The 17176-nt window shown below is 58.2% G+C and carries 31 protein-coding genes; 15 read left to right on the top strand and 16 right to left on the bottom strand.

What is annotated here, in order from left to right; translation table 11 throughout:
• Positions 1-109 precede the first annotated feature (109 nt).
• The 16 genes from H3L91_RS08410 to H3L91_RS08335 form a co-directional block, all read right to left on the bottom strand.
• Positions 110-553 carry a phage virion morphogenesis protein gene (locus H3L91_RS08410; RefSeq protein ID WP_007343318.1) on the bottom strand — a complete coding sequence of 148 codons (444 nt, stop codon included), beginning with the start codon at positions 551-553 and terminating at the stop codon, positions 110-112.
• Positions 554-556: 3 nt separating this feature from the next.
• Positions 557-1462: a phage head morphogenesis protein gene (locus H3L91_RS08405; protein WP_007343317.1), complete on the bottom strand. Its 906-nt coding sequence runs from the start codon at positions 1460-1462 to the stop codon at positions 557-559.
• A complete protein-coding gene (locus tag H3L91_RS08400) occupies positions 1459-2961 on the bottom strand; it encodes a DUF935 domain-containing protein (protein ID WP_007343316.1) in 1503 nt (500 codons plus the stop codon). Before H3L91_RS08400 ends, H3L91_RS08405 begins: the two co-directional genes overlap by 4 nt.
• Positions 2962-2994: 33 nt before the next feature.
• Positions 2995-4509, bottom strand: coding sequence for a terminase large subunit domain-containing protein (locus H3L91_RS08395; RefSeq protein WP_007343315.1), 1515 nt, complete (start codon positions 4507-4509; stop codon positions 2995-2997).
• Positions 4506-5051 carry a DUF3486 family protein gene (locus H3L91_RS08390; RefSeq protein ID WP_007343314.1) on the bottom strand — a complete coding sequence of 182 codons (546 nt, stop codon included), beginning with the start codon at positions 5049-5051 and terminating at the stop codon, positions 4506-4508. The genes H3L91_RS08395 and H3L91_RS08390 overlap by 4 nt, the downstream gene beginning before the upstream one ends.
• A 1-nt stretch (position 5052) precedes the next feature.
• Complete coding sequence (locus tag H3L91_RS08385) at positions 5053-5358, bottom strand: hypothetical protein (RefSeq protein WP_007343313.1); 306 nt, start codon at positions 5356-5358, stop codon at positions 5053-5055.
• Positions 5355-5678 (bottom strand): hypothetical protein, encoded by a 324-nt coding sequence (locus H3L91_RS08380; protein ID WP_040659594.1) that lies wholly within the window; start codon positions 5676-5678, stop codon positions 5355-5357. The genes H3L91_RS08385 and H3L91_RS08380 overlap by 4 nt, the downstream gene beginning before the upstream one ends.
• A 2-nt stretch (positions 5679-5680) precedes the next feature.
• The gene (locus tag H3L91_RS08375) at positions 5681-5890 is read right to left on the bottom strand and encodes a TraR/DksA family transcriptional regulator (protein ID WP_007343311.1); all 210 of its coding nucleotides are present in this window, start codon (positions 5888-5890) and stop codon (positions 5681-5683) included.
• Complete coding sequence (locus tag H3L91_RS08370; protein WP_007343310.1) at positions 5887-6072, bottom strand: hypothetical protein; 186 nt, start codon at positions 6070-6072, stop codon at positions 5887-5889. Before H3L91_RS08370 ends, H3L91_RS08375 begins: the two co-directional genes overlap by 4 nt.
• A 10-nt stretch (positions 6073-6082) precedes the next feature.
• Positions 6083-6511: a hypothetical protein gene (locus tag H3L91_RS08365; RefSeq protein WP_007343309.1), complete on the bottom strand. Its 429-nt coding sequence runs from the start codon at positions 6509-6511 to the stop codon at positions 6083-6085.
• Positions 6489-6749 (bottom strand): hypothetical protein, encoded by a 261-nt coding sequence (locus H3L91_RS08360; RefSeq protein WP_007343308.1) that lies wholly within the window; start codon positions 6747-6749, stop codon positions 6489-6491. The genes H3L91_RS08365 and H3L91_RS08360 overlap by 23 nt, the downstream gene beginning before the upstream one ends.
• Positions 6750-6905 carry a hypothetical protein gene (locus H3L91_RS08355; RefSeq protein ID WP_007343307.1) on the bottom strand — a complete coding sequence of 52 codons (156 nt, stop codon included), beginning with the start codon at positions 6903-6905 and terminating at the stop codon, positions 6750-6752.
• Positions 6902-7432: an N-acetylmuramoyl-L-alanine amidase gene (locus H3L91_RS08350; RefSeq protein ID WP_007343306.1), complete on the bottom strand. Its 531-nt coding sequence runs from the start codon at positions 7430-7432 to the stop codon at positions 6902-6904. The genes H3L91_RS08355 and H3L91_RS08350 overlap by 4 nt, the downstream gene beginning before the upstream one ends.
• A 126-nt stretch (positions 7433-7558) precedes the next feature.
• Positions 7559-7813 (bottom strand): hypothetical protein, encoded by a 255-nt coding sequence (locus tag H3L91_RS08345; protein ID WP_007343305.1) that lies wholly within the window; start codon positions 7811-7813, stop codon positions 7559-7561.
• 9 nt (positions 7814-7822) lie between these two features.
• Complete coding sequence (locus tag H3L91_RS08340) at positions 7823-8413, bottom strand: hypothetical protein (RefSeq protein ID WP_007343304.1); 591 nt, start codon at positions 8411-8413, stop codon at positions 7823-7825.
• 114 nt (positions 8414-8527) lie between these two features.
• Positions 8528-9181 (bottom strand): LexA family transcriptional regulator, encoded by a 654-nt coding sequence (locus H3L91_RS08335; RefSeq protein WP_007343303.1) that lies wholly within the window; start codon positions 9179-9181, stop codon positions 8528-8530.
• 135 nt (positions 9182-9316) lie between these two features.
• On the opposite strand from H3L91_RS08335, the gene H3L91_RS08330 reads away from it, so the two are divergent.
• The 15 genes from H3L91_RS08330 to H3L91_RS08270 all read left to right on the top strand — a co-directional run bounded on the left by H3L91_RS08330 (position 9317) and on the right by H3L91_RS08270 (position 17155).
• Positions 9317-9508, top strand: coding sequence for a DNA-binding protein (locus H3L91_RS08330; RefSeq protein ID WP_007343302.1), 192 nt, complete (start codon positions 9317-9319; stop codon positions 9506-9508).
• Between the two features lie 9 nt (positions 9509-9517).
• Entirely contained in the window at positions 9518-9808 is a 291-nt protein-coding gene (locus H3L91_RS08325; protein WP_007343301.1) for a helix-turn-helix domain-containing protein, read from the top strand.
• A 40-nt stretch (positions 9809-9848) separates the two neighbouring features.
• Positions 9849-10703: a DUF3102 domain-containing protein gene (locus H3L91_RS08320; protein ID WP_007343300.1), complete on the top strand. Its 855-nt coding sequence runs from the start codon at positions 9849-9851 to the stop codon at positions 10701-10703.
• A 3-nt stretch (positions 10704-10706) separates the two neighbouring features.
• Positions 10707-12482 (top strand): DDE-type integrase/transposase/recombinase, encoded by a 1776-nt coding sequence (locus H3L91_RS08315; protein WP_007343299.1) that lies wholly within the window; start codon positions 10707-10709, stop codon positions 12480-12482.
• 9 nt (positions 12483-12491) lie between these two features.
• Positions 12492-12665 (top strand): hypothetical protein, encoded by a 174-nt coding sequence (locus H3L91_RS12380; RefSeq protein WP_007343298.1) that lies wholly within the window; start codon positions 12492-12494, stop codon positions 12663-12665.
• Positions 12666-12750: 85 nt separating this feature from the next.
• Positions 12751-13650, top strand: coding sequence for an ExeA family protein (locus H3L91_RS08310; protein WP_244958455.1), 900 nt, complete (start codon positions 12751-12753; stop codon positions 13648-13650).
• Position 13651: 1 nt separating this feature from the next.
• On the top strand, positions 13652-13918 hold the full coding sequence (locus tag H3L91_RS08305) for a hypothetical protein (RefSeq protein WP_007343296.1): 267 nt from the start codon (positions 13652-13654) through the stop codon (positions 13916-13918).
• Complete coding sequence (locus H3L91_RS08300; protein WP_007343295.1) at positions 13915-14409, top strand: HI_1489 N-terminal domain-containing protein; 495 nt, start codon at positions 13915-13917, stop codon at positions 14407-14409. The genes H3L91_RS08305 and H3L91_RS08300 overlap by 4 nt, the downstream gene beginning before the upstream one ends.
• The gene (locus H3L91_RS08295) at positions 14393-14851 is read left to right on the top strand and encodes a hypothetical protein (RefSeq protein ID WP_007343294.1); all 459 of its coding nucleotides are present in this window, start codon (positions 14393-14395) and stop codon (positions 14849-14851) included. Before H3L91_RS08300 ends, H3L91_RS08295 begins: the two co-directional genes overlap by 17 nt.
• A complete protein-coding gene (locus tag H3L91_RS08290) occupies positions 14844-15455 on the top strand; it encodes a DUF3164 family protein (protein ID WP_007343293.1) in 612 nt (203 codons plus the stop codon). Before H3L91_RS08295 ends, H3L91_RS08290 begins: the two co-directional genes overlap by 8 nt.
• 10 nt (positions 15456-15465) lie before the next feature.
• Entirely contained in the window at positions 15466-15720 is a 255-nt protein-coding gene (locus H3L91_RS08285) for a hypothetical protein (RefSeq protein ID WP_007343292.1), read from the top strand.
• A gap of 44 nt (positions 15721-15764) precedes the next feature.
• A complete protein-coding gene (locus H3L91_RS12505; RefSeq protein WP_007343291.1) occupies positions 15765-15896 on the top strand; it encodes a hypothetical protein in 132 nt (43 codons plus the stop codon).
• A gap of 2 nt (positions 15897-15898) precedes the next feature.
• Positions 15899-16192: an HU family DNA-binding protein gene (locus H3L91_RS08280; RefSeq protein WP_007343290.1), complete on the top strand. Its 294-nt coding sequence runs from the start codon at positions 15899-15901 to the stop codon at positions 16190-16192.
• A gap of 155 nt (positions 16193-16347) precedes the next feature.
• Positions 16348-16803, top strand: a complete 456-nt coding sequence (locus tag H3L91_RS08275) for a gp16 family protein (RefSeq protein ID WP_007343289.1) — start codon at positions 16348-16350, stop codon at positions 16801-16803.
• Positions 16793-17155, top strand: a complete 363-nt coding sequence (locus H3L91_RS08270) for a Mor transcription activator family protein (protein ID WP_007343288.1) — start codon at positions 16793-16795, stop codon at positions 17153-17155. The genes H3L91_RS08275 and H3L91_RS08270 overlap by 11 nt, the downstream gene beginning before the upstream one ends.
• The last annotated feature ends 21 nt before the right edge of the window (positions 17156-17176 follow it).

The raw sequence follows: 17176 nt of genomic DNA, 5'->3' as shown, positions 1-17176 counted from the left end.
AATGGGATAAATCGGGATGAAGCAGGATTTGGCGGGACGGGCGGAATGAAACGGCGTTGCACACAATGAAACAAAATCAAACGGGCAGTCTTTGCCCGTTTTTGTGTTTTTACAGCCCGTGCGTCAGAGCGTCTAGGGCAACTTGCAGGATGTTCTCTTCGGCTCGGTGTTGGAGTTTGCCGTCACTGTTCATCGGTAAGTAGGGACGGGCGGGGATGCGTACTTTTTTGTTGCGCCCGGCTTTGCCGCCCAAATGGTGGATGGCGGCATATACTTTGTTGCTGCCGATGCGGGCGTAGCTGTTGCCTGCTTTGCCGGTGATACTTGCCACCAGCTGGCCGCTTTTTTGCAGGGTTTTGCCGCCGGTTTCAGCCGCGCGGCGGCTTTGCGGCCATTTTTCCCCGCCCCAGCTTTCGTTCTCGAAATTGTCCTCGGTCAGGCTGAGCAGTTCCGTTGCGATGCCGCGCATCATCGGGCGGGTGTCGCGGGTGTTGGCCAGCAGCCGTCCCAGCCCGGCTTCTACCTGTGAGATATCCAAGTCGATATTCAGCATCTTCTATCCTTCCAGCAGTTTCTTCACCCAAGCCAGTGCCGCTGCGTCGAGTGACCGGCTGAATCTGTCGTTTTCCATCATCTCTTTCAGTGCAACCCGCGCAATTTCGGGATGGACGGCCTGTGCTTTGTCCACGGCAAGCCGTGCGGTGCGTTCGAGCAGGCTTTTGCCCGGGTTGCTGTTGAATCCGGCGTTGGGGGCGACGAATTTTCCGTTGATGCGGATGCCGGTGCGCTGGGCGTAGCGCTCTTCGCCGGTGTAGCGGTTTTCGCCGATGTCGACGGTTTGGGTTTCGAGCGCGGGTGACGGCAGCACCCGCCCTTCGCCACGGCGGCGCGACAGCGGACGGACGCGGCAGCGGCAGCGGTAGTCGAGCGGCGGATACAGGGTGTCCCACACCGGATCGTCGGCTTCATAGACGCGCCCGTGCATCAGGCGGTGGCTTTCGCGGGTGCGCCCGTCGTTTACCGCCACATATTCCCAATAAGGATGGGTGGCGGTAGCGTCCTGCATTTCGACGTAGCGTCCGGCCATATAGGCCGACTGCATATTGGTCAGATAGATGGTTTTCAGGCGGTGCGGGCCGCCCAGTTGTACAGACTGGATGTCGCCGGTGTCGGGATTGGGCGCGTCCTGCCTGCCCCACCAGCCTTTGGCCTGCAATACGGGCGTCAGCTCCCGGCGGAACTGCTCAAAGCTCTGCCCGCTTTCGGCGGCTTTGACGACGGCGGCATAGATGTCGTTGGCCACATCCATGCCGGTGGTTTTGGCAACGGTAAAGGCGGCGGCATGGGCGTCGTCCAGCATGTCCTGCCAGTCCCACGACACGGCGACGCCTTTCTGTTTCAGGTAGGTAACAGCGTTTTCAGGCTGCATGCCGAATACGGCTTGAATGTCGGCGGCGTTCATGCGGCCAGCTCCTGCCGCGCTTCAATGCGGCCGACCAGTTCGGACAGAAAGATTAGCCGTGCCAGCTCGTTTTGCAGGGCTGTGTCATCCAAGTTGGGATAAGCAGCGGTCAAACTGTCCAGCAGCTGTTCCGGCGGCATGCCCTGCTGCAGGTTGTTCACAAGTGCGGCAGTCAGCTCGCGCCCCTGTGCATTCAGACTGCCTGCACCGGGGGTGAGACTGTCGATCACCATGCCTGCATCGGGCGGCAGCTCGGATTCGGCAAAGTCGGCAGCGGTTTTCAGGCTGCCCTGCGGGTTGTGGCCGTCTTCAACAGCAATTCCGGCGATGTCTTCGTCGCTCAGGTTGTACACGCGCTTCCAATAGGATGCGCTGAATTTCACGCCGCAACCTGAAAGGATTTGGTCGCGCTCGGCCTGCTCTTTGCCGCCTTCGGCGGTTTCGTACAGCACAAAACGCGGGCGGGGAGCATCGCCAAAATTAAAGGCGCACACCCAGTCGATCAGCTCGTTCAGGCAGCCTTCGACGATGCGGCAGTCGTTGTCGCGGATGTCGCGCGTTACTTCCAAGCCTGCGGCGGCGCTGGCGTGGTTGGTGTCTTTTTCGGTGGACATGTCCTGTCCGAGCAGGGCGATGGCGATTTCCGAACGGCAGTAGCGGATAAAGCGCTCGTACACATCCGCGCTGCCCTGCTTGCCTGCGGCTTCTTTGATTTCGACGCTGGAATCGTTGGGAATCGAAGCCACGGCGTTGCCGATCATCTGCTCCAAGGCATCGAGCAGCTTTTCGGTGTCGGCGGGGGTGTTGCTGCGCGGCTCTTTGCCGATAATCCACGGCGCACCGAACTTCTCGGCAAACTCCGCCCAGAATTTCAGGCCGCCGCGCTTGAAGACAGTCGGCCAGTACACGCTGGCCAAGTCGCCCGTGCCGTAGGGATTTTGGTAGGTGGCGTTGTGGGTGGGGCAGAGAAATTTGAAATCGGGTACGGGTTCGTTTTTCAGGCTGCCTGAAAAGCTGTCTGAAATATACAGCCGTCCTTCGTCGTCAAAATGAAACCACTCCTGCGGCTTGGCGGTAATCTCGCGCGGCAGCCATACGCTGCCCTGCTGCCACACCACTTCCAAAGGTTGATAACCGAACAGCGCGGCATCGAGTATCTGGCCGATGAGTTTGTACAAGTCCAAACCATCGAGCAGCGCGGATACGGTGTCGGCCACTTTGGGCGGCACGCCGTCATCATCGAGCCGCCAGTCCATGCCGGCCACGGCGGCTTTGCGGCGGCGCACATGGCCTGCGACCACGGGGTCGGCCAGCAGCTCGCGGTAGACGGCAATGTTTCTGCCGAGCTTTTTGAGTACGGGGTCGGGGTTGGCTAGCCAGCCGCCGAAACCGGCCGCCCCCATAAAGCGGCGGGCAACGGCCAGATGGGCGGTCAGGTTTTCAGGCTGCAGGGTAACGCTGCCGGCGGTGGTTTTGAGTTTGAAATGCGGTTTGGGCATGGCGGGATTCTTTCAGACGGCCTTGGGTTGGGTTTAATAGCCGCCGGTAAAGCGGCTGCGCCTTCGGATATTGCGGCCGGATACGCGCACAGGGCCGACCTTGAGTTCTCGGCTGGCGTAATGCGCCAACACAAAGGCAATGGCGGCATCGCCGTGGCGTTTGCGGCCGTCTTGGCCTTTGCTGCGCATGTCGGGAATGCGCGGCACGCCGCGCACCAGTTCGAAGGCGCGTAAATCGTTCAGGATGTCTTCGTCGCGCGGCAGGCCGGTGAGCGTGCCGTCTTCCAGCGCGGCTTTGAATGGCGCGGTGTGGGTGCGGTACCAGTTTTCCGACAACATCACGGCTTCGACAATCTCCGCGCCAAATTCGTCGCGCACGGCTTCGGCCAGCGATTGGCCGTTGCCGCGCGCATCCAGTGCCGCGCCGCGCAGATTGGGCAGGCCGTGCAGCAGGTGTTTGATAATCTGCTCCTGCTGGGCAAAGGGCATATTGCCCAGCTCCAACACAAACGGCGGCTTTAAGGCCAAATCGCGCTGCTGCAACAGCGGCACGATGACGGTGCGGTCGCCCGATCGGGCGAAGTCTTCGCCGACAAAGCTCACGCGCTCGGCATCCAAGCCGTCGAGCAGCGGCTGCAAGGTGTCGGCAATCCAGTCGGAAACTTCGGCGGCGCGGCGCGGCTCGGGCAGCAGGCCGAAAGCGTCGGTTTGGTCGTAGCGGATTACGGGCGTATAGGGGCTCATGCGGCTTTCGATTAAGGCGCGGTTGAGCCATTTGCCGCCGCCGTTTTTGGGGATGCAGTCGAGCTCTTCGCTGGCGTCTTCGCAGTAGAAATCGCGGATTTCTTTGCACCATGCCGCTTCGCCCTCACTCGTCCATTCGCGCCCCAAACGCAGGCAGATGCGGCGGTAAAGGCCGTCTGAAACGGCTTCGTCAAAGGTAATGCGGTGGATGGAATAGGGTTTCTTGCCCGCACGGATGTCGGTAATCAGCTCGTTGAACGGATTGTCCACACCGTCATGCGTAGAGATGATGTGTACCTGACCGCCCCACATCAGCAAGGCCATTGCCGCTTTGAGCAGCTCGCCGAGCTGCTCGTGGAACGCCGCCTCGTCAATGATGACGCGCCCCTGCTTACCGCGAAGGTTTGAGGGGCGGCTGGACAAGGCGGTAACGCGCCAGCCGGAAGCGAAGCGGATAACAAAGGCCAATACGGATTTTTTGTCGTCACCTTCGACAAACACTTCCTCGGTTTCTTCGATTTCGCCGGCGGCAAGATTGTAAAACTTCGCCCAGTTGGCGCAGTCGCGGATAAATTCGAGCGCCATGTCTTTGTTGTAGCCGATATACCAGGCATCCATGCCTTTTTCGGACGCGGCCAGTAAGGCGGTATCGGCGGCTTCGCCCCAGCTTAGGCCGATACGGCGCGACTTTTCGCACAGTTTCACCGGCGATGTGTCGGCGCACCAGCGCTGCTGGTAGGGCAACAAGGCCGCAGGCGTGCGGTCTTCGGTTTTTTCAGGCTGCCTGCTTTCAGACGGCATCATGATGCAATTCCCAAAATCTGTTTGCGGATGGCTTCGGCGGCTTCATCGGAGAGGCCGCCTTTTTTCGCCTGCTTGGCCGCGTCTTCGGCCACTGCGGCCACTTTGGCTTTTACTTTCGCCTGATATTCTTTCAGGCGGGTGCTGGCCGATACCAGTCCGGCGATACGCTTTGCGCCTTCGCTCATCAAATCGAAACGGGCAACCGGCGACAGCTCGTCGTCGTTGATTTCGCCGATCTGCACCAAAGAATCGAACAGCTCGGTCTGCACCATCGCCATCAGGGCTTCGCTGCGGGCGTCTCCTTCGTCGGCCGCGCCTTCGGCAATCAGGCGCGCGGCTTCGGTGCTGGCTTTGATGGACGCAAAACGCCGCTCGACCTTCTGGCCGTAGCGGTGGACGGCGGAACGGCTCACTTCGTAGCCCTGCGCGTTCAGCCAATCGGTCAGCTCGGTGTAATTGGCAAAGCCGTTTTCCGACAGCCTGCGCTCGAGCGCGCGGCGGATGTCTTCGGGCAGGGTGTCGATTGCGCTGCGTTTGGCCATCTCATCCCTCCCAGTATTTTTCCGGACGGGCGATGCCGGCACGGCAGTCCACCGTGTATTCGGCAATGTCCACGCCCAGGCTGGTCAGATCGGCAAACCACATGCCGGAGGGCTGTTTGTTCAGTTCCACCATTTTGCGGTCGGCCAGATAGTCGAGCTGCTGGCGCAATTCGAGTGCGGTGGCGTCGGGATAGATGCCGCGCATCACGTCGAGCAAAAACACTTCGCTGGTGGTGTAGGGACGGGCTTTGTGCAGGGTGTTGACCAAATGCCAGCGCATGCCTTCGCGGCGGGCTTTTTCGTTCATTTTTTCTGGCTTTCCATTTTGTAGAGGTCGGTAAGGGTTTTTTGGATGCTGTCCATCTTGGCTTCGAGAATCGCCTGATTACGGATGTAGTCGTCGCGCAGCACGTATTTTTCCGGCAGCAGCGCTTTTTGTTCGGCAAACTGGTTTTCCAGCTGCTCTACCTTTTCGTGCAGCCGCGCCTGCTGCTTGTGCCGCTCTTCCTGCTGGGCTTGGAACTGGCCGAGCAGCATTTTGCCGAAGGCGAAACAGATGCCGAGAAAGGAGAGCAGAAAGCTGACGAGCTGCCAAAACTCAATGCTGATAAAGGTTTTGTTGTCCATGTTTACGGCCATCCGTGCTCGAAATATTCCTGACAGACAATGCAGCGCGTGCAGCCTGAAACGGCTTTGCGCCGCGCTTCGGGTATCGGCTCGCCGCAGTCGGCGCAGTTTTTCAGGCTGCCTCGGTTTTCAGACGGCCTTTGGTATCTGGCCAGCGCCTCGGCCAGCAGCTCTGCTTCGCGCTCGGATGCGCGGTCGATGATGTCGCTCATTCGGTTTTCACCCCCCGCCGGTACCACGCCTGCCAGCCCGCTACTTGGGCTGCGAGCTTTTGGCAGTAGGCACCGTATTGCACGGCGTGGTTTAACAGCTGTTCGGGCGAGCCGCCGGCCGGGCGCGCGGGGTGCCCGTGTTCGGCCAGCAGCCCAAAGGGGGCGGACGGCATTGCGGGCACGGATACCGTTTTAATCGGCGCTGTAGCCGAAGGCTTGGCGGTAGAGGCGCAGGCTGTCAGCGCCAAGGCCGCCAAAGCAGCGGCCGTCTGCATTGTCTTTACGTATTGCATGGGGTATCTCCTGCCGGATGGCGTGTTGTTTTTGCTCCAGAGTGTGCTCGGCCGCGGCCAGCTTGGCAGACTGCGTTTGGGCGTAATCCGACCAGCGCTGCTTTTCGGCCGCAGCGGCGGCCAGCTTGGCGGAATATTCCTGCTCGGCTTTCAGGCGGGCGGCAGCATGCACCTGCTGTATTTGGGCGGTTTCCAGTTTGGCGGCGGCATCGCGTTTCAGATAACCGGCGCGGTAGCTGTAAGCGGCCAGCGCGGCGGCCAGCAGCAGCGGCAGCGCGGTTTTCAGGCTGCCTGAAAGCAGCGCTTTACTCGGTATCGGCAGCATCATTTTTCGCCTCCGTGCGGATTTGCTCGATTTGCGGCACGGCGGCGATGCCGCGCTTAATCAGGGCGTAGCCGCCGACCATCGCACCGTAGCACCACCACATCCATTCGGCGGATTCGGCGGCGGTGGCGAATTTATAGGTCATCAGCGCGGCGGCGACGTTTGCCCACAGTTTGCTGTGGCTGATTTGTCCGGTGGCGGGGTTGGCAATCAGGCCGGTGAGCCATTTGATCGGTCTCATTCAATTCACCTTTAACGACGTGCCCAGCGCATAGGCCACGGCCAAAAATACAAACCAGCCGTAATACGGCACCTGCTCGCGTGCCGCCAGCAGGGCGATATAGGCCAACATCAGCTTGCCGCCGATGTGCAGGGCGTGTAGGGCGACTTCTTTCATTTTTTGACTTCCGCTGCAATCGCCGCCGCAATCGCGCGGCAAACCGGCCACTTGCGCTGTTTCCAAGTTGCAAGGTCGGCATCGTTGGAAATAAAAAACGGCTCAAAAATAATGCCGCCCGCCCGTGCGTAAGCCAGACGGCTGTGCTGTCCGGCATTGTCCGGCTTGTAGCCGCCCTCGCCGCGCAGTTTCCAGCCGGTGGCATCGGCCACGGCTTGGCACAGACGCTGGCAGGCGGCCTTGTGCTTGGGCAAGGCCAGCGCTTCGATACCAGTGGCGGTTTTATTGGCTGCGGCGTTGGTGTGAAACTCAACGGCCAAAGCGCTGCCGGCAATCAGCCTGACCGCTTCGCGCAGCGGCATATTGCCCTTGCCCTCGCCGTCGGTTTTAACAGATAGGCCGTAATCGCTTTTTAAAATGGCGGCGACGATATTGCGCATATCCTGCGCGATGTCCGCTTCGCGGTCGCTGCCGTTTACCGCGCCGGGATCGGTGTTGCTGTGGCCGGCGGTGAGTGTGATGTGCATAGAAAAACTCCCGTATCAGATGGCGGCATCTTAGATACGGGAGCAGATTCGGGCTTTTAAACGGCTTTAAAAAACAGGGCGAAATGGGAAAAGGCAGCCTGAAACGGTTTTCAGGCTGCCTTGTGTTTAGGAGAAACTGTCGGCGATATCTTCGGGAACTTGGCCGATTTGGCGCAGCAGTACGGTTCTGCCCATTTCGCCGCTTTCCTCGTCATATTCCTGCGACACGGCTACCACGCCGTCAAACTTTTCCGCCATCCGTTCGGCGCGGCGCAGGGCGTCGTCTTCGTAATTGAACTGCATCGGCTTTTCGGGCTTTAACACGATCTGGCCTTTGATTTTCTGCAAAACAAAGGGCTGGACGATATAGGTGGTTTTCATAAGGCACTCCTATTCGGGTTGGGCAGTCAGTACCACGCTGGGCAGGTTGGTGACGGTTACCTTGTAAGCGACGCCGCCGCGCGAGAAAACCGCTGTTGGCTCGCGGCCTTGATTATGGGCGGATACCGCCCGTTCTATTTGGTAGGCGGTGTCTTTTGCCAGCGTCCGGTCTTCGGGAGCGGTTGCCGCCAGCAAAACGGCTGCGGCAGCCGATAACTGTTTGGCTTTTTTCGGCTCGGTATCGCTGTGCCAGATAACACGCAGATTGAGCATGTTCCCGTCGGCATCAGTTTCGGCAACCACATCCAAGCCTTCGGGATAATGGTGTACTACTTTCCGCGTACCCGGCTCGTCCGGTACGGCGGCGAGTTCGATGTTTTCAGGCAGTACCAGTTTTGATTTTTGTTGTTTTAACGCGGCATTGGCTGCCGTTCTGTAGGCGGCATAGTCCAGCGGTAGGGTTTTCCTTTTTTCAAGCGGGGCGGACGCGGCCGGCTCGGCAGTTGCCGCCGGATCGGACGATGGTGCTTCGGTAGCGGCAGGTTGGCCGCCGCAAGAGACCAAAGCCAGCAGGGATAAAACCAGTAACGCGCGCTTCATGGGTTTTCTTTCAAGTTAACGGCGGGGGCAGGAGCTGAGGCGCAGACCGTGATACAGGCGGTAAGCAGGGTCTTTTTCATTTTATACCCCTTTTATACCCCTTGTTTTCTGACTTTAAATAAATTCTTTTGAAATATTAACTACTTGTCCGATGATCTGGATGTCGTGGTGCTGATCGGATCTTAATGTCATCGGCGGATAGGTGCCGTTGTCGCTAATCAGCAGCAAGCTGTTGTCGATATGTTTTTGGATGCGCTTTACCCACAGCGTATCCGCACTGCGGATAACGTAGATATAACCGTCGCGCGGCATGTTGCGCGAGGCATCGACGAGCAGGGTGTCACCATTATTGATAGTAGGCTCCATGCTGTCTCCGCGAGCCTTTACGCAACTCAAATCTTTCGGGTACAAGCCGCGCGATCGCAGCCAGTCTTTTCTGAACGCCAAATAGCTTTGCGGGTGTACCGCGCCGTAGGCATCTGCTCCGTATCCGGCCGACACCTCAACGTCGTAAAACGGGATATATTCATATTCATCAGAAATATTCCCCAGTCCATTAGGATTTTTATGCCCGGTAATCAGCCAGTTGGCGTCAATCTGAAAAACCGACAGTATTTTTTCAATCATATCAAAGGGGGGCCGCTGTTTTCCGTTCAAAACATCGTTCACGCGGCTGCTTTTTTCTTCTATCCGTTCGGCAAATTCGGCGACATTCAAGCCCGAATCATCAATTAATTTCCGAACATTTTCCCTAAAAATCAAACTCATTGGAAATATTCTCTAAATAATTTGGAAATATTCTTGCTTTAAGGAAATAATCCCAATATGATTGCAGCAAGAATTAAGCAAGATAGTTTAATCCTTTAAGTTCCATTTTATCACGAGATTGTTAGGAGATATTCCGTGAATTCAGCAAAAGTGAAACAGCGTTTCAGAAACGAGGGAAAGACCATCAAATCTTGGTGCGAAGAGCGCGGTTATGACCCGACCTATGTATCGCGTATTTTGAACGGTTCGATTAAGGCTAATCGCGGTAAGGCACACCAAATTGCGGTTGAGATCGGCTTAAAGCCCAAAGACGCGGCATCTGCATAGGAGGCCGATATGAGCGGTAAAGGCCAAAGGGTTTTAAGGGTATTTAAAGCATTGGAAGCGCACCCGCTGATTGGTTTGTCCAACAAGGAAATCGCTGCTGGGTTGGATTTGACGCCGACGCAGGTGAGCCGCGATTTGGACGATCTGATTGCGGAGGGGCTGGCGGTGAAGCTGGACAACGGCAATTTCGCCTACAGCATCAAAACGCTGCAAATCGCCGAGCGGTTCCGCAAACAGCAAGAGCGGCTGCAAAGCAAGGTGCAGGAAATCGGTAACCGTGTGGACAGCGGCAGTTTGTAGAAATTGAAATGTGACGACGTCGTCACTTTTGGAGTGAAACATGAGTCAGGAAATTATTGAGCGCGAAGTCGTACAAAACAGTAATCACGCTGCCATGCACAGCGTGATGGTGATGGAGCAGTGGGGCAATGGCGAAACCTATAACGAAGCGACTTGGGTAGAACGTGCCCGTCAGGCAGCCTATAAAACAATGGAAGGCATGTTTGAGCTCGGCCGCGCCCTGATTGTACTGAAAGAGCATACCGAACACGGACGCTTCCGTGCGCTGGCCGAACAGGAACTGGGTATCCACTACCGAGAAGCGGCACGGCTGATGGCGGCCACCCAGCGGTTTGCCACGCCGCAAATGCAAAAGGCCGTGCCGAAACTGTTGGGCTTGGGCAAATCCAAACTGCTGGAACTCTTGGTAGAAGAAGACGTAACGCTGACCGGCTTGGCCGACGGCGAAGAGGTAAACGGCATGACGTTGGACGATGTCGACCGTATGACCGTGAAAGAGTTGCGGCTTGCCCTGCGCGAGAGCCGCGACACCGCTGAAGCCAAAGACAAACTGATTGCCGACAAGAGCCGCAAAATCGACGAATTGGCCGAGAAACTGACCAAAAAACAAGGCAGCCTGAAAGAGCCTGCGCCTGCCGATGTCGGCAGCGAGCTGTCCATGCAGCTGGGCAGCTTGGAAGTGGGCATCCGCTCGCAGGTGAGCCGCCTGAAAGAGATGTTCGAGCAGATGAGCGCGCACGGCGCAGCGCACGGTTTCGACCATGCACCGGCAATGGTGGGCAGCCTGAACCAAATCATCCGCGACTGCGAGCTGCTGCGCGAGCAGTTTGCCCTGCCGCGCGAAGCGCCGACCGATGCCAAACCGGCATGGCTGGGCGATGGCAACGGGGAGTAAGCGATGAATCCCGCCTTAACCGAAAAACTGGCCGCCGTGTCGCGCCATGCCGAGACCTTGGGGCGCGGCGAGAAAACGGCCTATCTGAAACGGCAGGCCGAAGAGTTGGGCATCAGCGCAGCGACGCTCTACCGCAGGCTGGAAGCGGTGGCGGTGAAACCGAGCCGCAAGCGGCGCAGCGATGCGGGCAAATCGGAGCTGCCGCTTGCCGAAGCCAAGCTGATTTCGGCGGTGTTAATGGAAGCGATGCGGCGCAACGGCAAGCGTTTGATGACGGTAGGCCGCGCGGTGGAGATGCTCAGGGCAAACGGGCAAATCGAAGCGTGCCGCATCGATACGGAAACGGGCGAAGTATTGCCGCTGTCAGAAAGCACGATAGTCCGTGCGCTGCGCGAATACCGGCTGCACCCCGACCAGCTTTTGCAGCCCGCACCGGTCAACCGCATGAAATCGGAACACCCGAACCACTGCTGGCAGATCGACCCGAGCCTGTGCGTACTCTACTACCTGCCGCGCCACGGCGACGACAGCGGCCTGCGGGTGATGAAGCAGGAGGAGTTTTACAAAAACAAGCCGAAAAACGTGGAGCGCATCGAAAACGACCGCGTGTGGCGCTACACCGGCACCGACCACGCCAGCGGCACGATTATCGCCCGCTACTACTTCGGCGGCGAAACCAGCGCGAATCTGTGTGATTTTTTCATTTACATGATGCAGGAGAAAGCCGACAGCCTGAAAGACCCGTTTCGCGGCGTGCCGCGCATGGTAATGCTCGACCCGGGCAGCGCGAATACTTCGGCGGCCTTTAAGAATCTGTGCAAGGCGTTGGATGTGCATGTGCAGATTAACAAGCCGGGCAATCCGCGCGCCAAGGGACAGGTGGAAAAAGGCAACGACATTGTCGAAACCGCCTTTGAAAGCGGGCTGCGCTTTACCGAAGTGTCCGATATTGACCGCCTGAATGCGCTGGCCGAGCGCTGGATGCGCTACTACAACGGCACGCAGATTCACAGCCGCCACGGTCTGACCCGTTATCAGGCATGGAACAAAATCAAGGCCGAGCAGCTGATTCTGCCGCCGCCTGCCGATTACTGCCGAGAGCTGGCGGTATCCGCCCCTAAAGAAGCGAAAGTGTCGCCGGATTTGGAAATCAGGTTTGGCGGCCGCTATTACAGCGTGAAAGACATTCCGCACGTGTTGGTCGGCCAGAAGCTCTTGGTAGCCAAAAACCCGTGGGAAACCGACGGCGCGCGCATCGCCACCTACGACGCCGAGGGCAACGAAATCTGGCAGGCCGTGCCGCAGGTAGTGTTTGACGAAATGGGCTTCAGAGCCGACGCGGCTGTGATTGGCAAAGAGTACAAAGGCCAAGCGGAAACCGCCGCGCAGCAGCACGCCAAGGAGCTGGACAAACTGGCGATGCAGGCCGACACGCTGGAAGCGGCGGCGGCCAAACGCAAGGGCAAGGCTGTGCCTTTCGGTGGGCAAATCGACCCATACAAGCATCAGGAAGACACGCTGGCCGCCAGCAATACGCTGTATATGCCCAAGCGCGGGCAGCAGATGGAGTTCAACCGCATGGAAGTACGCGAACAGATTCTGAGCAAAGTGGAGCTGGCCAAGCTCTTAAAACCGCGCATCGAAGCGGCGGGCGGTAACTGGAACACGGCCGTGAAAATCCTGATGCGCGAGTTCCCCGACGGTGCGCCGTCAAGCGAAACCGAAGCGGTGTACGAGCGCATCAGCCGCCGCAGCCATTTGAGAATTGTCAACGGATAAGGAGGTGAAATGGAAACGGAAGGCAGCCTGAAAAGCGCCCTGCAGCAAACCGGCAAATCCTTTGCCAAAGCCGCCGCCGAAATCGGCTGCTCCAAGCCGATGCTGGTGGCAGTAGTCAACCACGGCAGATGGCCGAAAAAAAAACGCAGCGGCGCTGCGTGGGAAATTGAAAGACTTTTTTAAGCAGAACGGTGCGGACATTCCCGCGAGCCTGAGAAACGAGCGGGAAGCCGCACCCATCCCCAACCATGAAAGCGAGGACAGAGAAATGTTACTTCGGAAATCCACCCTGACACAAGCCGCGCGCCGCCACTTCGGCCTGGCACGCGACCCCTTCAACGACGAAATCAACAGTTCGGACGATCTCTACATCACCCCCGACGTGCGCTATGTGCGCGAGGCCATGTTTCAGACGGCCTGCCACGGCGGCTTTATGGCGGCGGTGGGTGAGAGCGGTGCGGGCAAATCCACCCTGCGCGAAGACCTGCAAGACCGCATCAACCGCGAAGGCAGGCAGATTGTGATGATTGAGCCGTATGTGCTGGCGATGGAAGACAACGACCAAAAGGGCAAAACCCTGAAAGCCGTACACATTGCCGAAGCCATCCTTGAAGCCGTTGCCCCCGGCACATCCCCCAAACGCAGCCCCGAAGCCCGTTTCCGCCAAATCCACCGCGCCCTGCAGGAGAGCGCGAAAGCCGGCAACAAACACGTGCTGATTATCGAAGAGGCGCACGGTATGCCGATACCGACACTCAAACACCTGAAACGCTTTTACGAGCTGAAAAACGGCTTTGAAAGATTGTTGGGCATCATCCTGATCGGCCAAACCGAGCTGGCGACCAAGCTCTCGGAAAACAACCCCAACGTGCGCGAAGTGGTGCAGCGCTGCGAAATCGTTACCCTTGAGCCGCTGACCGACGGCAGGCTCGCCGGCTACCTGAAGCACAAGTTCGAGCGCGCCGGTGCCGACATCGCGCAGATTATGGATGCGGCCGCCGTTGATGCCGTTGCCGCACGGCTCACCATTCGCAGCCGCAGCACCCAAGGCAGCCGCGAAACCAGCCTGCTGTATCCGCTGGCCGTCAACAACCTGGTGGCCGCCGCCATGAACAAAGCCGCCGAACTGGGCATGCCGGTAGATGCTGATATGGTGGAGGCCGTTTGAAATGTGGCACGAAACCTTAAAAGCCCTGCGCCGCTGGCTCTTGGCTGCCGCGCTCTGTTTTGCCTATCTCGTACTGTTGTCCGAGTGCGACCGCCCCGCCGTTGCGCAGCCCGCACCGGCCGTGCGGGCGGAACACGCGGCAGACACCGCCGTTCCGCCCGGGCTGGAAGCTCCCGTCAAAGAAGACGCGATGAGCCTCGGCATCGAGCCGCCCATGCCGTTTGAGCCGACCGATGAGGATTTGGCACGGATGGGGGTGACACAATGAAAGTCAGATGCCCGTCCTGCGGCGCAGGCATGAGCCTCGACGTACTCATCGCCCACGACGAAGCCCGCGCCGCGCTGATTGCGCTGGCAGGGATTTCAGACGGCCTGACCCGCGCGATGCTCAAATATCTGACGCTGTTCCGCCCGCGCGAAAAAGACCTGAGCTTTGCCCGCACCGCCCGTCTGTTGGGCGAGCTTTTGCCGATGATACGGGCGGAAGAAATCAGACGTAACAAAAAAACCTACCCCGCCCCGCGCGAGGCATGGATTTGGGCAGTGGAGCGCTGCTTTGAGGCGTTGGAGAAAGAGCGGCTGACCCCGCCGCTGACCAGCCACGGTTTCTTACTGGAAAACATCACTTTTTGGAAGCCGGAGAAAACGGCGGTAACAGCGGTTTCAGACGGCCTCCCCGTCAGGCAGGCCGCACCGAGCACCAAGCTGCGCGAAGGCGCAGCGGACTTAATGGAGTGGGGAAATGGAGGAGGAACTTAACTGGCTGAAAAAAGAAATTGCGCAGGGTTTTACCATGCTGGCCACATTGAACCTGAAAGGCCGCCCCGCCGCAGCGGATCTGAAACCCGTGGCGATACTGTGGTTGAAAATCCTAAGCAGGCAGCAATGGCAATTTGAGCGGGATGCACCGCGTGTCCGCTCGGCATTTGAGAAACTGGCTGCCGAATCAAACGAATGGCCGAACCCTGCGGATTTCACCCGCGTCCTGCCGCCGGAGCCGCTGCGTCTCGAACCGAGACTGGAGGACAAGCACACGGCCACGGAATACGGCCGGCAGATGGCAAAGGAAATCATAGGCCGTCTGAAAGACGCACCCGTATGTCAAACCGAATGGATACACGGAACGAGAAGCCGCTCCGTAGAAGAATGCAGACGAATTTACGCCGCAAGGCAGAAACAGAAAGGCAAACAACATGACTGAAATCGATTTGAGCCGCTACCGCCAAGACGCGAAAGGCAATCTGATCCCGCTGGAAAACATCAAAGAAACCGACCTGCTGCGCGACGAGCTGGTGATGGAAATCGTCGCCAAAGCGCAGGCCGTGCGCGACAACATCGCCGCGTTCAAACAAAGCGCGATGGACGACATCGCCGCCTTTGCCCAGCTTTCCGCCGAGAAATACGGCGCGAAGCTGGGCGGTGCGAAAGGCAATATCCGCCTGATGAGCTTCGACGGCGCCTACCGCATCGCGCTGGCCATGCAGGACACCCTGACCTTTGACGAGCGCCTGGCCGCCGCCAAAGCCCTGATTGACGAGTGCATCAACGAATGGACGGCAGACAGCCGCCCCGAACTCAAAGCCCTAATTAACGACGCTTTCCAAGTGGACAAAGAAGGCAACATCAGCACCACCCGCGTACTCGGCCTGCGCCGCCTGAGCATCGACGACGAGAAATGGCACCGCGCAATGGACGCACTCTCCGACAGCGTGCAGGTGCAGACCAGCAAGCCCTTTGTGCGCGTGTACCGGCGCGAAGCCAACGGGGAGTACAGCCTGATGAGTTTGGATATTGCGAAAGTATAAGGAACTGAAAATGGAAATCTGGGCAAAACTGTTTGAATGCCACGGGCGGCAGGTGCTGGTCTGCAAGTCTGAAACACAAGATGAAGACGAAAGCCCCGCCGTCAAATTCGAGGCTATGTTGCACGGCCTGACTGCCGCCTTTTATCTCGGCTTTGCCACTGAGGAGCTGCGCGACAAAGCATTTGACGAGCTGATCGACCAAGACTTTGCCGACAAGGTGATGGCAGACGTGTTTGCTACCGCCGGCCGGTTTGAAACCGAGTAATACCGCGCGGCACGGCCTGCCGCATTTGAAACAGGAGCATCATTATGCAAATCGAAGACGGACAAATCATCAAAGACTTTTTGGAACAAAACTGGGCAGCCTGGCTGGCCTACTGTGAAGAAAACAACATCAGCGAAACCGACGCAGAAGACATCTGCAACCAATTGGGAGAATAGCCATGCAAGACAAACAAACCATCCACAAAACCGAACTGGTCAAACAGGCCGCCGCCTTGTCTGACATCTCCACCGCTGCAGCGGCGAGGCTTATCGACAACCTGCTGGACACCGTAAAAACCCATTTGCGCAACGGCTTCAAAGTCAGCATAACCGACTTCGGCACATTTGAAGCGCAATCCAAGCCAGAACGCAGCGGCCGCAACCCGCAAACCGGTGAGGCCATCACCATTGCCGCGCACATGGCGGTGAAATTTAAGGCGGGCAAAGCGTTGAAAGACGCGGTCAACGCTTAAACCGCCGCAAGCCAAAGGCCGTCTGAAACCGACAACAGGTTTTCAGACGGCCTTTGTTATTTGTTCCGGATTGCGCTATGATGTTTGCAGTTATTTGATTTTATTTGAAAAAGTGAAACGCCGTTTCACTTTTTGGCGCAGAAACGGGAGGCAGTATGGAAACGACGGCGCAGAAAAAGGCGCGGCTGGTGCGGCTTTTGCACGTGGCCAAAGGGCAGTTGCAGATGGACGATGCCGCCTACCGCACGCTGCTGGCCAACGCTTCGCGCGGCAAAACCAGCAGCAAGGCGATGAATCTTACCGAGCTGGAAACTGCGCTGCGGATGATGAAGGCGCAGGGTTTTGTGGTAACACTCAAGCCGTCTGAAAGCGGCAAAAAAGATTTGCCGGTGCGCGATTACGGCGCACAGGTGGCAATGATACGGGGGCTGTGGCTGGAGTTGCACCAAATGGGCGCGGTACGCAGCTCGTCGGAAATCAGCCTTGCCCGTTTTGTCAAACGGATGACCGGCACCGACCACCACGGCTGGCTGGACGCGGACAATGCGTCAAAGGTGATCGAGCATTTGAAACAGTGGAAACAAAGAGAGGAGGCCAAACATGGCGGATGAGCGCGTACCCGAGCTGGTTACGGATTTGGAAGACCAGATGGCGGCCTGCCTGCTGTCCGAGCTGCCCATCGAGCGCAAAAAGGCGCTGGCGCTGAGCAAAAAAGTGGCACGGCATATCACCGACAACTGGGGCGGCCAGCTGATTTACATCCCGAAAAACCATCTCGGCCAGCTGTCCGAGCGCGATATGCAGGTTTATCGGGATTTCGACGGCCGCAACCATGCCGCACTGGCGAAAAAATACCATCTGACCGTGCAGCAGATTTACAAGATTGTGAAGGAGGTCGGCAGGCGCGAGCGGGCGAAAAGCCAGGGCGATTTGTTCGGCGATGCGGCGGACAAACCAAAATAGCGGTCAGGTTTGCTTCTGACC

The organism is Neisseria bacilliformis (assembly GCF_014055025.1).
Taxonomy (GTDB): domain Bacteria; phylum Pseudomonadota; class Gammaproteobacteria; order Burkholderiales; family Neisseriaceae; genus Neisseria; species Neisseria bacilliformis.
Note: the sequence above shows the minus strand (reverse complement) of the source record. Positions and strands in the feature narration are given on the sequence as shown.

What these genes read in the sequence shown, in the direction of transcription:
- H3L91_RS08320 (WP_007343300.1), top strand. Translation starts at nt 9,849, where the DNA reads ATGAGTCAGGAAATTATTGAGCGCGAAGTCGTACAAAACAGTAATCAC.
- H3L91_RS08345 (WP_007343305.1), bottom strand. Translation starts at nt 7,813, where the DNA reads ATGAAAACCACCTATATCGTCCAGCCCTTTGTTTTGCAGAAAATCAAA.
- H3L91_RS08285 (WP_007343292.1), top strand. Translation starts at nt 15,466, where the DNA reads ATGGAAATCTGGGCAAAACTGTTTGAATGCCACGGGCGGCAGGTGCTG.
- H3L91_RS08400 (WP_007343316.1), bottom strand. Translation starts at nt 2,961, where the DNA reads ATGCCCAAACCGCATTTCAAACTCAAAACCACCGCCGGCAGCGTTACC.
- H3L91_RS08335 (WP_007343303.1), bottom strand. Translation starts at nt 9,181, where the DNA reads ATGAGTTTGATTTTTAGGGAAAATGTTCGGAAATTAATTGATGATTCG.
- H3L91_RS08340 (WP_007343304.1), bottom strand. Translation starts at nt 8,413, where the DNA reads ATGAAGCGCGCGTTACTGGTTTTATCCCTGCTGGCTTTGGTCTCTTGC.
- H3L91_RS08280 (WP_007343290.1), top strand. Translation starts at nt 15,899, where the DNA reads ATGCAAGACAAACAAACCATCCACAAAACCGAACTGGTCAAACAGGCC.
- H3L91_RS08395 (WP_007343315.1), bottom strand. Translation starts at nt 4,509, where the DNA reads ATGATGCCGTCTGAAAGCAGGCAGCCTGAAAAAACCGAAGACCGCACG.
- H3L91_RS08375 (WP_007343311.1), bottom strand. Translation starts at nt 5,890, where the DNA reads ATGAGCGACATCATCGACCGCGCATCCGAGCGCGAAGCAGAGCTGCTG.
- H3L91_RS08385 (WP_007343313.1), bottom strand. Translation starts at nt 5,358, where the DNA reads ATGAACGAAAAAGCCCGCCGCGAAGGCATGCGCTGGCATTTGGTCAAC.
- H3L91_RS08310 (WP_244958455.1), top strand. Translation starts at nt 12,751, where the DNA reads ATGTTACTTCGGAAATCCACCCTGACACAAGCCGCGCGCCGCCACTTC.
- H3L91_RS08350 (WP_007343306.1), bottom strand. Translation starts at nt 7,432, where the DNA reads ATGCACATCACACTCACCGCCGGCCACAGCAACACCGATCCCGGCGCG.
- H3L91_RS08290 (WP_007343293.1), top strand. Translation starts at nt 14,844, where the DNA reads ATGACTGAAATCGATTTGAGCCGCTACCGCCAAGACGCGAAAGGCAAT.
- H3L91_RS08355 (WP_007343307.1), bottom strand. Translation starts at nt 6,905, where the DNA reads ATGAAAGAAGTCGCCCTACACGCCCTGCACATCGGCGGCAAGCTGATG.
- H3L91_RS08300 (WP_007343295.1), top strand. Translation starts at nt 13,915, where the DNA reads ATGAAAGTCAGATGCCCGTCCTGCGGCGCAGGCATGAGCCTCGACGTA.
- H3L91_RS08380 (WP_040659594.1), bottom strand. Translation starts at nt 5,678, where the DNA reads ATGGACAACAAAACCTTTATCAGCATTGAGTTTTGGCAGCTCGTCAGC.
- H3L91_RS08315 (WP_007343299.1), top strand. Translation starts at nt 10,707, where the DNA reads ATGAATCCCGCCTTAACCGAAAAACTGGCCGCCGTGTCGCGCCATGCC.
- H3L91_RS08360 (WP_007343308.1), bottom strand. Translation starts at nt 6,749, where the DNA reads ATGAGACCGATCAAATGGCTCACCGGCCTGATTGCCAACCCCGCCACC.
- H3L91_RS08270 (WP_007343288.1), top strand. Translation starts at nt 16,793, where the DNA reads ATGGCGGATGAGCGCGTACCCGAGCTGGTTACGGATTTGGAAGACCAG.
- H3L91_RS08410 (WP_007343318.1), bottom strand. Translation starts at nt 553, where the DNA reads ATGCTGAATATCGACTTGGATATCTCACAGGTAGAAGCCGGGCTGGGA.
- H3L91_RS08390 (WP_007343314.1), bottom strand. Translation starts at nt 5,051, where the DNA reads ATGGCCAAACGCAGCGCAATCGACACCCTGCCCGAAGACATCCGCCGC.
- H3L91_RS08295 (WP_007343294.1), top strand. Translation starts at nt 14,393, where the DNA reads ATGGAGGAGGAACTTAACTGGCTGAAAAAAGAAATTGCGCAGGGTTTT.
- H3L91_RS08325 (WP_007343301.1), top strand. Translation starts at nt 9,518, where the DNA reads ATGAGCGGTAAAGGCCAAAGGGTTTTAAGGGTATTTAAAGCATTGGAA.
- H3L91_RS08365 (WP_007343309.1), bottom strand. Translation starts at nt 6,511, where the DNA reads ATGATGCTGCCGATACCGAGTAAAGCGCTGCTTTCAGGCAGCCTGAAA.
- H3L91_RS08275 (WP_007343289.1), top strand. Translation starts at nt 16,348, where the DNA reads ATGGAAACGACGGCGCAGAAAAAGGCGCGGCTGGTGCGGCTTTTGCAC.
- H3L91_RS12505 (WP_007343291.1), top strand. Translation starts at nt 15,765, where the DNA reads ATGCAAATCGAAGACGGACAAATCATCAAAGACTTTTTGGAACAAAAC.
- H3L91_RS08405 (WP_007343317.1), bottom strand. Translation starts at nt 1,462, where the DNA reads ATGAACGCCGCCGACATTCAAGCCGTATTCGGCATGCAGCCTGAAAAC.
- H3L91_RS12380 (WP_007343298.1), top strand. Translation starts at nt 12,492, where the DNA reads ATGGAAACGGAAGGCAGCCTGAAAAGCGCCCTGCAGCAAACCGGCAAA.
- H3L91_RS08305 (WP_007343296.1), top strand. Translation starts at nt 13,652, where the DNA reads ATGTGGCACGAAACCTTAAAAGCCCTGCGCCGCTGGCTCTTGGCTGCC.